General features: G+C 72.8%; 11 protein-coding genes. 6 read left to right on the top strand and 5 right to left on the bottom strand.

The window, feature by feature from the left end:
* The 3 genes from purL to purS form a co-directional block, all read right to left on the bottom strand.
* Positions 1-2,712 carry a phosphoribosylformylglycinamidine synthase subunit PurL gene (purL, locus tag O7622_RS05210; RefSeq protein WP_282312103.1) on the bottom strand — a complete coding sequence of 904 codons (2,712 nt, stop codon included), beginning with the start codon at positions 2,710-2,712 and terminating at the stop codon, positions 1-3.
* A gap of 64 nt (positions 2,713-2,776) precedes the next feature.
* Positions 2,777-3,460, bottom strand: coding sequence for a phosphoribosylformylglycinamidine synthase subunit PurQ (purQ, locus tag O7622_RS05205; RefSeq protein ID WP_282312102.1), 684 nt, complete (start codon positions 3,458-3,460; stop codon positions 2,777-2,779).
* Positions 3,457-3,720, bottom strand: coding sequence for a phosphoribosylformylglycinamidine synthase subunit PurS (gene purS, locus O7622_RS05200; protein ID WP_013473439.1), 264 nt, complete (start codon positions 3,718-3,720; stop codon positions 3,457-3,459). Before purS ends, purQ begins: the two co-directional genes overlap by 4 nt.
* A gap of 469 nt (positions 3,721-4,189) precedes the next feature.
* Here purS and O7622_RS05195 point away from each other — a divergent pair, with 469 nt between their 5' ends.
* On the top strand, positions 4,190-4,873 hold the full coding sequence (locus O7622_RS05195) for a trypsin-like serine protease (RefSeq protein WP_013473438.1): 684 nt from the start codon (positions 4,190-4,192) through the stop codon (positions 4,871-4,873).
* A 12-nt stretch (positions 4,874-4,885) separates the two neighbouring features.
* Positions 4,886-5,461, top strand: a complete 576-nt coding sequence (locus O7622_RS05190; RefSeq protein ID WP_282312099.1) for a YbjQ family protein — start codon at positions 4,886-4,888, stop codon at positions 5,459-5,461.
* Between the two features lie 94 nt (positions 5,462-5,555).
* On the opposite strand, the gene purB is transcribed toward O7622_RS05190, so the two are convergent.
* Together purB and O7622_RS05180 are read right to left on the bottom strand one after the other, a co-directional pair.
* Positions 5,556-6,980, bottom strand: a complete 1,425-nt coding sequence (gene purB, locus O7622_RS05185) for an adenylosuccinate lyase (protein ID WP_282312097.1) — start codon at positions 6,978-6,980, stop codon at positions 5,556-5,558.
* A gap of 153 nt (positions 6,981-7,133) precedes the next feature.
* Complete coding sequence (locus tag O7622_RS05180) at positions 7,134-8,426, bottom strand: acetyl-CoA C-acetyltransferase (RefSeq protein ID WP_282312095.1); 1,293 nt, start codon at positions 8,424-8,426, stop codon at positions 7,134-7,136.
* A 55-nt stretch (positions 8,427-8,481) separates the two neighbouring features.
* On the opposite strand from O7622_RS05180, the gene O7622_RS05175 reads away from it, so the two are divergent.
* From O7622_RS05175 to O7622_RS05160, 4 genes are all read left to right on the top strand, one after another.
* The gene (locus O7622_RS05175) at positions 8,482-9,840 is read left to right on the top strand and encodes a 3-oxoacyl-ACP reductase (protein ID WP_282312094.1); all 1,359 of its coding nucleotides are present in this window, start codon (positions 8,482-8,484) and stop codon (positions 9,838-9,840) included.
* Positions 9,840-10,907: a MaoC/PaaZ C-terminal domain-containing protein gene (locus tag O7622_RS05170; RefSeq protein ID WP_282312093.1), complete on the top strand. Its 1,068-nt coding sequence runs from the start codon at positions 9,840-9,842 to the stop codon at positions 10,905-10,907. Before O7622_RS05175 ends, O7622_RS05170 begins: the two co-directional genes overlap by 1 nt.
* A gap of 80 nt (positions 10,908-10,987) precedes the next feature.
* Positions 10,988-11,746, top strand: coding sequence for an NUDIX domain-containing protein (locus tag O7622_RS05165; RefSeq protein ID WP_282312092.1), 759 nt, complete (start codon positions 10,988-10,990; stop codon positions 11,744-11,746).
* The gene (locus tag O7622_RS05160) at positions 11,743-12,726 is read left to right on the top strand and encodes a serine/threonine protein kinase (protein WP_282312091.1); all 984 of its coding nucleotides are present in this window, start codon (positions 11,743-11,745) and stop codon (positions 12,724-12,726) included. The genes O7622_RS05165 and O7622_RS05160 overlap by 4 nt, the downstream gene beginning before the upstream one ends.

Raw genomic sequence — 12,726 nt, 5'->3', positions numbered from 1 at the left:
TCAGCGCTGACCTGGCGCCGGCTCACCGGGAGCCGGACCGTCGGGCCCGTCGGCGGGCGCCGACTCGTCCCGGGCCGGGGTTCCGTCGACTGCCGGCGTCGCCGTACCGTCGGCCGGAGCTGCCTCGTCGGACGCCGCGGCGGACGCCTCGGGCTCCGCCGCGGCGGCGGGTGCGGACGCCTCGGCGTCGGCCGGCGGGGTGTCCCGGCCGGCCTTGGCGATCGGCTCGGCGTCGACCTCGGCCAGGTCCACGCCGACCGGCTGCTCGGCGGTGGCCGGAAGCACGGTGGTCGTCCCGGTACGGGTCGCCTCCACCTCCACCCGGGCCGCCTCGGCGGCACCGAACAGGCGCGGGAGCGTACCGGTGTGCGCCTCGCGCAGCTCGTCCAGGCCGATCCGGAACTGGCCGTGCACCTCCAGCCCGCCGGAGGCCGGGTCGGTGACGCCGATGAACTCCCACGGCACGCCGCGCTCGGCGCAGAGGGCGGTGAACGCCTTCTCGTGGCCGCGCGGCACCGACACCAGCACGCGGCCGGCGGACTCGCTGAACAGGAACACGAACGGCATCGAGCCACCGGCGAAGTGCTCCGGCACCACCACCCGGGCACCCACGCCATAGCGCAGGGCCGACTCGACGAGGCTCTGCGCCAGACCGCCGTCGGACAGGTCGTGCGCGGAGCTGAGGTGCCCGACCCGGGCCGCCTCGGCCAGCAGCTCGGCGAGCTGCCGCTCGCGGGCCAGGTCGACCTGCGGCGGGATGCCGCCGAGGTGCTCGTGGGTCACCCAGGCCCACTCCGAGCCGGACAGCTCGACGTGCGTCTCGCCCAGCAGGAAGAGCTGGTCGTGGTCGCCGGCCGGGCGCGGCACGAAGCCCATCGGCACCCGGTCGGCGACGTCGTCGAGCACGCCCAGCACGCCGACCACCGGGGTCGGGTGGATGGCGGCGGCGCCGGTCTGGTTGTAGAAGCTGACGTTGCCGCCGGTCACCGGGATGCCCAGCTCCAGGCAGCCGTCCGCCAGGCCGCGCACGGCCTCGGCGAACTGCCACATCACGCCCGGGTCCTCCGGCGAGCCGAAGTTCAGGCAGTTGGTGACCGCGATCGGCTTCGCGCCGGTCACCGCCACGTTCCGGTACGCCTCGGCCAGCGCCAGCTTCGTCCCGTGGTACGGGTCGAGGCGGGCGTACCGGCCGTTGCCGTCGACGGAGAGCGCGACACCCAGCCCGCTGCGCTCGTCGATCCGGATAACGCCGGAGTCCTCCGGCTGGGCGAGCACCGTGTTGCCGAGCACATACCTGTCGTACTGCTCGGTCACCCAGGTCTTGTCGGCCAGGTTCGGCGACGCGATCATGCGCAGCACGGTCTCCCGGAGCGCCTCCGGGGTGCTCGGCCGGGGCAGCGTCTCGGCGCGGTCGGCCTGGAGCAGGATCAGGTCGGCCGGCTCGCGCATCGGCCGGGCGTACACCGGGCCGTCGTCGACGAGCGAGCCCGGCGGCACGTCCACCACGAGCTGGTCGCGCCAGGTGACGACCAGGCGGCCCGGCTGGCCGTCCGCCGACGGGGCGGTGACCTCGCCGATGGCGGTGGCCCAGACGCCCCACTTCTCGGCGGTCTTGAGCACCGAGTCGAGCTTGTCCGGCGAGACGACGAGCAGCATCCGCTCCTGGGACTCGCTGGCCAGGATCTCGTGCGGCTCCATCGACGGCTCGCGCAGCGGCACGCGCTCCAGCCAGACCCGCATGCCGGTGCCGGCGGAGGCGGCGGTCTCGGTGAGGGCGCAGGTCAGGCCGGCGCCGCCGAGGTCCTGGATGCCGACGACCAGTTCGGCGTCGTACAGCTCCAGGCATGCCTCGATGAGCAGCTTCTCCATGAACGGGTCGCCCACCTGCACGGACGGGCGGCGCTGCTCGCCGCCCTCGTCGAAGGTGGCGCTCGCCAGCACGGACACGCCGCCGATGCCGTCGCGGCCGGTCTTGGCGCCCATCAGCACCACGATGTTGCCGGGGCCGGTGGCGTCCTTCTTCTGGAGCCGGTCGACAGGTAGCACGCCCAGGCAGAGCGCGTTGACCAGCGGATTGCCCTGGTAGCAGGGGTCGAAGACGACCTCGCCGCCGATGTTGGGCAGGCCCAGGCAGTTGCCGTAGCCGCCGACGCCGGCGACCACGCCGGGCAGCACCCGGGCGGTGTCCGGGTGGTCGGCCGCGCCGAAGCGCAGCGGGTCCATCACCGCGACCGGGCGGGCGCCCATGGCGAGGATGTCGCGGACGATGCCGCCGACACCGGTCGCCGCGCCCTGGTACGGCTCGACGAAGCTCGGGTGGTTGTGCGACTCGACCTTGAAGGTCACCGCCAGCTCGTCGGAGACCCGGACCACGCCGGCGTTCTCCCCGATGCCGGCGAGCAGCCGGTCACTCGGCGGCGCCTTCTCGCCGAACTGGCGCAGGTGCACCTTGCTCGACTTGTAGGAGCAGTGCTCGCTCCACATGATCGAGTACATGGCCAGCTCGGCCTGGGTGGGCCGGCGGCCGAGGATGTGCCGGATCCGGTCGTACTCGTCGTCGCGGAGGCCCAGCTCGGCGTACGGCTGAAGCTCCTCCGGCGAGTCGGCGGCCCGGGGAACGGTGTCCACGCCCGGCGCCCAGTCGTCGGTCGGGCCGGCCTGCGGCACCACGCCCCGCGGCTCACGCAGGGCCGGGTCCGGATGGGTGGTCATGACGTCTCCTTGCTGCGCTCGCCGCCGGTGCGGCGGGTGGGCCGACCGATGTTCCCGGCCACCATCACGCCGGCGCTCCCACCAGATGCTTGAGCACCGAGGTGAAGAAGCCGAGGCCGTCCAGGGAGGGGCCGGTGAGCGCCTCCACCGCGTGCTCGGGGTGCGGCATGATGCCGACGACGTTGCCGGCCTCGTTGGTGATCGCGGCGATGTCGCGCTGCGATCCGTTGGGGTTGCCGCCGACGTAGCGGGCGACGACGCGGCCCTCGCCCTCCAGCCGATCGAGCGTCGCGGGGTCGGCGACGTAGCAGCCCTCGCCGTTCTTGACCGGGATGAGCACTTCCTGGCCCGGCTGGAACACGTTCGTCCAGGCGGTGCCGGTGCTCTCGATCCGCAGGACCTGGTCCCGGTTGCGGAAGTGCAGGTGCTGGTTGCGGGTGAGCGCCCCGGGCAACAGATGGGCCTCGCAGAGGATCTGGAAGCCGTTGCAGATGCCGAGCACCGGCAGGCCACCGCGCGCGGCCTGGACGATCGTCTCCATCACCGGGGCGAACCGGGCGATGGCGCCGCAGCGCAGGTAGTCGCCGTAGGAGAAGCCACCGGGCAGGACGACAGCGTCCACCCCGTGCAGGTCCGGGTCGCCGTGCCAGAGCCGGACCGCCTCGGCGCCGGCGATCCGTACGGCCCGGGCCGCGTCCCCGTCGTCGAGCGAGCCGGGGAAGGTGACCACACCGACCCGGGCGGTCACGACTGCGCGCCCGCGGTCTCGTCGGCGGTGACCACGCGGACGGTGAAGTCCTCGATGACCGGGTTGGCCAGCAGCTTGTCGGCGATCTCCCGGGCCCGGTCCAGGTCCGGTTCGCCGGTGAACTCGATCTCGATCCGCCTGCCGATCCGAACCGAGGCGACGTCACTGACGCCGAGGCGGGGCAGCGCGTTTGCGACGGCCTGGCCCTGCGGATCGAGGATCTCGGGCTTGAGCATGACGTCGACTACGACGCGAGGCACTGGGCACTCCTGACTGTGTACGCAGTTGGGTGCCGGCCCAACAATCGGGCGAGCGCAGCCAGCCTACCTGGCAGATACCGCCCGGCCCGCACCGGCCGGGGGCAGTTCCGGCACTGATCGGCCCCACCGGCGGCGCCGGACGGGCACCGTTGCCCGTTCGTTGCGGCGTCGATGCGAATTCGTTGCGCTCCGTGCTCGTGGACACCCCTCGGCACCACTCCCCACCAGGCATTCTGCCGCGAAACACCCCACCTTCGACCGGTATCCGACAGCGCGCCCGCGCGGCACGCGGCGCGCGTCACGCCATCGGCGTGGTTCGATCCGCACCTTGTGACAGAGGGTGTCACGGCCGTAGCATGCATCGTCAAATGTCGATGCGTTAGATCGACGTCCCTCGCCGGTCCACCCCATCCGGCGGGTGTCACCCCCGCCCGGCAACTCCGGGCGTCCGCGCAGAAGGAGCCCCGACATGCGCCTCCGTCCCCTGCTCGCCGTGCTGACCACCGCGCTGGCCGGCGTCCTGGCCACCGCCTCCGGCGCCACCGCCGCACCGGCCGGCCCCCAGCCGATCATCGGCGGCGGCACCGTCTCGTCGGCGCCGTGGGCCGCCGCCGTCTTCAGCAACGGCTCGTTCACCTGCTCCGGCAGCGTCATCGCGCCCCAGTGGGTGCTCACCGCCCGGCACTGCGTCAGCGGCACCATGTCCGTCCGGGTCGGCAGCGTCTACTACGCCTCGGGCGGCGTGACCCGCACCGTGAGCGCCTCCTACACCCGCTACGACCTGGCCCTGCTGCGCCTGTCCAGCACGGTCAGCACCTCCGCCGTGTCGCTGGCCAGCAGCAACCCGCCGGTCGGCTCCACCAACACCATCTACGGCTGGGGCATGACCTGCTACAGCGGCTGCGGCGCGTCGCCCCAGCTCAAGACCGCGAGCGTACGGGTGACCAGCACCAGCGTCACCGACGCGTACGGCGGCCAGGCGATCCGGAGCACCCGGGTCAACGGCAACGCGTGGCGGGGCGACTCGGGCGGCCCGCAGTTCTACAACGGCCGGCAGGTCGGCGTCGCCTCCACCGCCGACGGCCAGAGCATCCAGAACTACGGCAGTGTTGCGTACAACCGGGCCTGGATCACCTCGACGGCCGGTGTCTGACGGTTGATGCCGATGCGGCGCGGATCGGTCGGGCGCGGCCCGACCGTCCGCGCCGCGCCGTTTTTCAGCATCCGATCAGCTGAACACGGCTCGCGAACCACCCGGCCGGTGACTGACAGCATCGGAAGCGTGCTGGTCGTGACGACGGATCAACTGCCCGGCTACGAGATCCGCCAGATCCTCGGCGAAGTGGTCTCCTCGATGGCGAGGACCCGCAACCCGTACCGCGAGGGGGTCAAGAACCTGCGCGGTGGCGCCTACGACCCGATGGCGCCGGACAACCTGACCCGGTGGCGTACCGACTCGGTGGCCCGCCTCGGCGAGGAGGCGCGCCGCCTGGGCGCGAACGCGGTGATCGGCATGCGCTTCGACAGCCGCGACTGCGGCGAGATGTGGATGGAGATCTGCGCATACGGCACTGCGGTGATCGTCGCGCCGAAGATGCCGGACGTCATGCCGCCGGACCAGCCGGCGATCGCGGCCGAGACCGCCCACGACCCGGAGATCGCCTCCGCGCCCGGCGGCATCGCCGAACCCGCGAGCGCCCCCAACCTGAGTTCCGCAGCCGAGACCCCCACCGGCCCCTGACCCCCTTGCTCCGCCGCGTCGATCATGAAGTTGACGGCAGGAATGATCTCCTTGAGTGCCGCCAACTTCATGATCGCCCGGAGGAAGGGCGGGGTCAGAGGATGGGGGGCGGGGAGTAGGTGGCGGCCTCGGGGTGGGACTCGACGACCTTGGTGATCCTCGCCGTCACGCGGTTGATCTGGTCGGTGGCGGCGCCCACGAAGGCGTTGCGGTCGGCGACCAGCGTGTCGATCTCGGCCCGCGCCAGGCCCAGCCGGCCGTCGGCGGCCAGGCGGTCGAACAGGTCGTTCTCGGACGCGCCCTTCTCCCGCATGGCCAGCGCCACGGCGACCGCGTGCTCCTTGATCACCTCATGCGCGACCTCACGGCCCACACCCCGGCGTACTGCCGCCACCAGGATCTTCGTGGTGGCGAGGAACGGCAGGAAGCGCTCCAGCTCCCGGTTGATCACCGCCGGGTACGGGCCGAACTCGTCCAGCACGGTGAGGAACGTCTGGAACAGCCCGTCGGCGGCGAAGAAGGCGTCGGGCAGCGCGACCCGGCGCACCACCGAGCAGGAGACGTCGCCCTCGTTCCACTGGTCGCCGGCCAGCTCGCCGACCATCGACAGGTAGCCCCGGATGATCACCGCGAAGCCGTTCACCCGCTCCGACGAGCGCGTGTTCATCTTGTGCGGCATCGCGCTGGAACCGACCTGGCCCGGCTTGAAGCCCTCGGTGACCAGCTCCTGGCCCACCATGAGCCGGATCGTGGTGGCGAGCGACGACGGCGCGGCGGCCACCTGGGCCAGCGCGGAGAGCACGTCGAAGTCCAGCGAGCGCGGGTAGACCTGGCCGACGCTGTCCAGCACCCGGCTGAAGCCCAGGTGCCCGGCCACCCGCTGCTCCAGCTCGGCCACCTTGCCGGCGTCGCCGTCGAACAGGTCGAGCTGGTCGGCGGCGGTGCCCACCGGCCCTTTGATCCCGCGCAGCGGGTAGCGGCCGATCAGGTCCTCCAGCCGCTCGTACGCGATGAGCAGTTCCTCGGCCGCCGACGCGAAGCGCTTGCCGAGCGTGGTGGCCTGCGCCGCGACGTTGTGCGACCGGCCCGTCATCACCAGCGCGGAGTACTCCCCCGCGTGCCAGCCCAGCCGGGCCAGCGTGGCGACCACCCGGTCCCGGATCAGCTCCAGCGAGGCGCGGATCTGGAGCTGCTCGACGTTCTCGGTGAGGTCGCGGGAGGTCATCCCCTTGTGCACGTGCTCGTGCCCGGCGAGCGCGCTGAACTCCTCGATCCGAGCCTTCACGTCGTGCCGGGTGACCCGCTCCCGCGCCGCGATCGAGGCCAGATCGACCTGGTCGACCACCCGCTCGTACGCCTCGACCACCCCGTCCGGCACCGGCACGCCGAGATCACGCTGGGCCTTGAGCACCGCCAGCCAGAGCCGGCGCTCCATCCGGACCTTCTCCTCCGGCGACCAGAGGGCGACCAGTTCGGGCGAGGCGTACCGGTTGGCGAGCACGTTCGGGATCGTCGTCACGTACCTCAGTCTTTCACGGCACCCTGGCCGGCCCCGGCGACGCCGGTGCCCGGTCCGGCCCGTGGGCGGGCCGGACCGTCATCAGGCGCCGGTCGGTGGACGAGTGCGACCGAACGATACGTCAGCACCAGCTCGCCGGGCGGGCGTCGCCCGTCAGCGCTCCAGGATCGCTGTCACGCCCTGCCCGCCGGCTGCGCAGATGGAGATGAGGCCGCGCCCGCTCCCCTTCTGATCCAGCAGCTTGGCGAGCGTGGCGACGATCCGGCCACCGGTGGCGGCGAAGGGGTGTCCGGCCGCCAGCGACGAGCCGTTGACGTTGAGCTTGTCCCGGTCGATCGAGCCGAGCGGCGCGTCGAGACCGAGGCGCTCCTTGCAGAACTCCGGCGACTCCCAGGCGGCGAGGGTGGCCAGCACCTGCGAGGCGAACGCCTCGTGGATCTCGTAGAAGTCGAAGTCCTGGAGGCTCAGCCCGGCCCGGGCCAGCATCCGGGGCACCGCGTAGGCCGGGGCCATCAGCAGGCCCTCGTCACCGTGCACGAAGTCGACGGCGGCGGCCTCCGACCAGGAGAACCAGGCCAGCACCGGCAGGTTGTGCGCCTTGGCCCACTCCTCGGAGGCGAGCAGCACGGTGGACGCGCCGTCGGTGAGCGGCGAGGAGTTGCCGGCGGTCATGGTGGCCCGCTCGGCGTCCGCGCCGGAGGCGCCGAAGACCGGCTTGAGCGAGCCGAGCTTCTCCAGGCTGGTGTCCGGGCGCAGGTTCTGGTCGCGGGTCAGCCCCAGGTAGGGGGTCATCAGGTCGTCGAAGAACCCCTTGTCGTACGCGGCCGCGAGCCGCTGGTGCGAGCGCAGCGCGAGTTCGTCCTGCGCGGTCCGGTCGACGTTCCAGCGCAGCGCGGTCCGGGCCGCGTGCTCACCCATTGACAGCCCGGTGCGGGGCTCGGCGTTGCGCGGGATCTCCGGCTTGAACGGCTGGTGCGGGCGCAGCTTCGCCGCGATCTTGAGCCGTGCACCGAGCGTACGGGCCGAGTTGAGCTGGATCAGCGTGCGCCGCATGTCCTCGTTGACGGCGAGCGGCGCGTCCGAGGTGGTGTCGGCGCCACCGGCGATGCCGGCCTCGATCTGCCCGAGGGCGATCTTGTTGGCGACCAGGATGGCCGCTTCCAGGCCGGTGCCGCAGGCCTGCTGGATGTCGTACGCGGGGGTGTGCGGGTCGAGCCGGGAACCGAGCACCACCTCGCGGGCGAGGTTGAAGTCGCGGGAGTGCTTGAGCACCGCGCCCGCCACAACCTCGCCGACCCGCTCGCCGGCCAGCCCGAACCGGGCGACCAGCCCGTCGAGCGCCGCACCGAGCATGTCCGCGTTCGACGCGTGCGCGTAGCGCGAGTTGGACCGGGCGAAGGGGATGCGGTTGCCCCCGATGACCGCGACCCGCCGGACACTCTGCACGATCGGCCTCCCTCGAAACTGTTGCCCGAACCCTACTCGCCAGTAGGCTACGCCTATGACCGACAGGTACGCGAGCTTCGTCCAGACGGGGGCCGGTCGCGCGCTGGTCAAGCGCCTCGGGCTGCCCGACCCGCCCCGACTGCGCCGGCACACGCCGGGCGACCCGCTCGTTCCCGGGCCGGTCCTGCTCGGCTCCTCGGCCGGTGGCCGGATCGCCGAGCCGGCCGGCAAGATCCTGACCACCGCCGGGGTCGAGCTGGCCGACCCGGTCGCCGCCCACGACGCCGACCGCCGCTTCGCGGCCCTGGTGTACGACGCCAGCGGCATCACCGACTCCGCCGGGCTGCGCCAGCTCTACGACTTCTTCCACCCGCAGGCCCGCTCGCTGCTGCCCAGCGGACGGGTGATCGTGCTGGGCACCCCGCCGGCCGAGTGCGGCTCCCCCCGGGAGGCTACCGCCCAGCGCGCGCTGGAGGGCCTGACCCGCAGCATCGGCAAGGAGTTCGGCCGGGGCGTGACCGCCCAGCTCGTCTACGTGACACGCGAGGGTGACGCCGGCACCCCGGTGAGCCTGGAGTCCACGCTCCGGTTCCTGCTCTCCGGCCGGTCCGCGTACGTCTCGGGCCAGGTCGTGCGCGTCGGCGCCGGCACCGCCGTGGCGCCGGCCGACTGGGACCGGCCGCTGGAGGGGCAGGTGGTGCTGGTGACCGGCGCGGCCCGGGGCATCGGTGCGGCACTGGCGAAGGTGCTGGCCCGTGACGGCGCCCAGGTGGTGGCGCTCGACATCCCGGCGGCCGGGGACGAGCTGGCCGCTGTCGCGAACGACATCGGCGGCAGCGCGGTGCAGCTCGACCTGACCGCGCCTGATGCGCCGACCCGGCTGGCGGAGCATCTGGCGTCCCGGCACGGCCGGGTCGACGTGGTGGTGCACAACGCGGGCATCACCCGGGACAAGACGCTGGGCCGGATGGACGCCGACCGGTGGGACTCGGTGATCGACGTGAACCTGTCCAGCCAGGAGCGGATCAACGACGTGCTGCTGGAACGCGACCTGATCCCGGCCGGCGGCCGGATCGTGTCGGTCTCGTCGATCGCCGGGATCGCCGGTAACCGGGGGCAGACCAACTACGCGACGAGCAAGGCCGGCGTGATCGGCCTGGTCGACTCGCTCTCCCCGGTGCTGCGCGAGCGCGGGATCAGCCTGAACGCCGTGGCGCCGGGCTTCATCGAGACCCGGCTGACCGCGCGTATCCCGCTGACGATCCGCGAGGCGGGACGGCGGATGAACAGCATGGCCCAGGGTGGCCTGCCGGTGGACGTGGCCGAGACGATCGGCTGGCTCTCCTGGCCGGCGACCGGCGCGGTGAGCGGCAACGTGGTCCGCGTCTGCGGCCAGAGCCTGCTGGGGGCGTGATGGCGAACGACCACGAGGACGAGCTGAGCCTGCACGACCTGATCGAGGGCCCCACCCGAGACCTGACCGCAGCCCGAGCCGCCGCCCACTCCCGCCCCACCTCCGTCGATCATGAAGTTGACGGCACTTCGGGAGATCCACAAGGCAGCCAACTTCATGATCGACGGGGTGAAGGGGTGGGGGTGGGGGAAGAGGCAGAGTCCGAGGGGCGGCGGCGAGTCGTGCTGGAGCGGCTGCCTGCCAGTGGGGCGCTCTATCGGCGTGCGCTGCTGGGAGTGGTGCCCGTGATCGGGGGGCGGCGCGGGGCGGACGTGCCGGGGCTCGAACTGGGCGTCTCGGGGGTCGCTGTGGATCAGCGGCACCTGGCGGACTACGACCGGGTGTGCGGGTTCCGGCTGACCGACCGGCTGCCGGCGACGTACCTGCACGTGCTCGGGTTCCCGCTGTCACTGCGGCTGATGACGAGCCCCGGCTTCCCGATCCCGCTCACCGGCGTGGTGCACGTGGCCAACCGGATCACCGTGCACCGCCCGGTCGAGGTCGGCGAGAGCGTCGACTTCCACACGTACGCGGAGAACCTGCGCCCGCACGAGCGGGGCCGCCAGCTCGACGTGGTGCTGGTCGGTTCGATCGGCGGCGAGGAGGTGTGGCGCGGGGTGTCCACGTACCTCGGGAAGGAGCGCACCGCGGGCGGCGGCCCGCGGCGCGACCGGGGTGACCGCCCGGCGCCGCCGGCCGCCTCGGCGCGGTGGCGGGTGACCCCACGGGTGGGTACGGACTACGCGCGCGTCTCCGGCGACCACAACCCGATCCACACCTCGAAGCTGGGCGCGCGGCTGTTCGGCTTCCCGCGCCCGATCGCGCACGGCATGTGGAGCAAGGCCCGCTGCCTGGCCGCGCTGGCGCCCCGGCTGCCCGAGGCGTACACAGTGGACGTGTCGTTCAAGCTGCCGGTGCCGTTGCCGTCCACTGTCGCGTTCAGCGCCTCGCCGACCGGCGAGGGCTGGGACTTCGCGCTGCACAGCGCCCGGGACGGAAGGCCCCATCTGGTCGGTTCGGTGCGCTGAGCGAAAGAGGGGACTTGCCGTCCCCTCTTTTCGGCGCTAAGTTGTTCTCAGATTGAGTTGTTCTCAACCTGAGAGAGTGAGTGGCCGTGAACGAGCAGGAGTTCCTCGCCGGATACGACCCCCGGGACTACCCGGCGGTCGCGGTCACCGTCGACGTGGTCGCCCTGACCATCCGCGAGGGCGCGCTGCACCTGCTGCTGATCCGCCGCGGCGCGCCGCCCTACGAGGGGCACTGGGCGCTGCCCGGCGGCTTCGTCCAGCCGGACGAGGACCTGACCACCGGCGCCCGGCGCGAGCTGGCCGAGGAGACCGGCCTGGGCGGCGAGCGGCTGCGCCGGGTGCACCTGGAACAGCTCGGCAGCTACGGCGCCCCGGACCGCGACCCCCGCATGCGCGTGGTCTCGGTCGCGCACCTGGCGTTCGCCCCCGACCTGCCCGACCCGGTCGCCGACACCGACGCCGACGAGGCGATCTGGCTGCCGGTCACCGCGCTGACCAGCCGGCAGCTCGCCTTCGACCACGGCCGGATCATCGACGACGGTCTGGAGCGCGCCCGCTCCAAGCTGGAGTACACGCCTCTCGCCACCCGGTTCCTCGCCCCCGAGTTCACAGTCACCGAGCTGCGGGAGGTCTACGAGACGGTCTGGGGCCACCCGCTGCACGCCGGCAACTTCCACCGCAAGGTGCTCTCGGTGCCCGGCTTCGTGGAGAGCACCGGCGCCAGCACCGAACGCGGCGGCGCGCGCGGCGGCCCCCGGGCCAAGCTCTACCGCGCCGGAGACGCCCGGCTGCTGCACCCGGCGCTGCTGCGCCCCGCCCGGGAGGAGACGGTTCGGTGAGGACCGAGGAGGCGATCCGGCTGGTCACTGCCGCGCGCACCGACGCCGACCTGTTCGGCACGCAGGAGCCGGCCCGCCGCTACCGCGAGCTGGTCGGCGCGCTGCACCCCGACCGGCTGGGCGCGGCCGACCCGCTGGTACGCGCCGCCGCGGCCGAAGCGCTCGTCACAGTCACCACGCGCTGGCGCACCCCCGCCCCCACGTACACCGGCGACGTCGCCACCCTGCACGAACGGAAGGAAGGGCCCCTTGTTAACGCCTCCGGTAGAGGAGGGGCCCCTTCTTATCACCTGGCCAAGGTGTGCCGGCACCCCGGCGACAACGACCTGATGGCCCGCGAGGCGCGCGCGTTGCGCCGGATCGCCGAGCGCGGCGACGCCAAGCACCTTGCGTACGTGCCCCGGCTCGTCGACTCCTACCCGGCGCGCGACCCGTCGACGGGCGTACAACGGCAGGTCAACGAGCTGGTGACAGTACCCGGGCTGCGAAGCCTGGACGACGTGCGCCGCGCGTACCCGGACGGGCTGGACCCGCGCGACGCGGCCTGGATGTGGCGGCGGCTGCTCGTGGCGCTCGGCCTGGCCCACCGGGCCGGCGTCGTGCACGGCGCGGTGCTGCCCCGGCACGTGCTGATCGAGCCGGACGCGCACGGCCTGGTGCTCGTCGGCTGGTGCTTCTCAGCCGGGCCGGGCGGCCTCGTGCCGGCGCTGGTGCCCGGCCACGAGGACTGGTATCCGCCGGAGGTCGCCGCGAAGCGGCAGTGCGGCCCGGGCACCGACATCGCGCTCGCCGCCCGCTGCATGACCTGGCTGATGGGCGACCGCGCGCCGCGCGAGCTGCGCGCCTTCGCCGACGGCTGCCAGGGCACCGCGCTCGCCACCCGGCCGGACGACGCCTGGCGGCTGCTGCGCGAACTGGACGAGGTGCTGCACCGGCTGTACGGGCCGCGCACCTTCCGACCCTTCACCCTCAACCCGTAG

Origin of the sequence: Micromonospora sp. WMMD1076 (genome assembly GCF_029581475.1) — a bacterium.
GTDB lineage: Bacteria > Actinomycetota > Actinomycetes > Mycobacteriales > Micromonosporaceae > Micromonospora > Micromonospora aurantiaca.
The sequence above is the reverse complement of the archived record's forward strand: the minus strand, read 5'-3'. Positions and strand labels throughout refer to the sequence as shown.

What these genes read in the sequence shown, in the direction of transcription:
- O7622_RS05175 (WP_282312094.1), top strand. Translation starts at nt 8,482, where the DNA reads ATGACCGACAGGTACGCGAGCTTCGTCCAGACGGGGGCCGGTCGCGCG.
- O7622_RS05195 (WP_013473438.1), top strand. Translation starts at nt 4,190, where the DNA reads ATGCGCCTCCGTCCCCTGCTCGCCGTGCTGACCACCGCGCTGGCCGGC.
- O7622_RS05170 (WP_282312093.1), top strand. Translation starts at nt 9,840, where the DNA reads ATGGCGAACGACCACGAGGACGAGCTGAGCCTGCACGACCTGATCGAG.
- purL (WP_282312103.1), bottom strand. Translation starts at nt 2,712, where the DNA reads ATGACCACCCATCCGGACCCGGCCCTGCGTGAGCCGCGGGGCGTGGTG.
- O7622_RS05190 (WP_282312099.1), top strand. Translation starts at nt 4,886, where the DNA reads ATGCGGCGCGGATCGGTCGGGCGCGGCCCGACCGTCCGCGCCGCGCCG.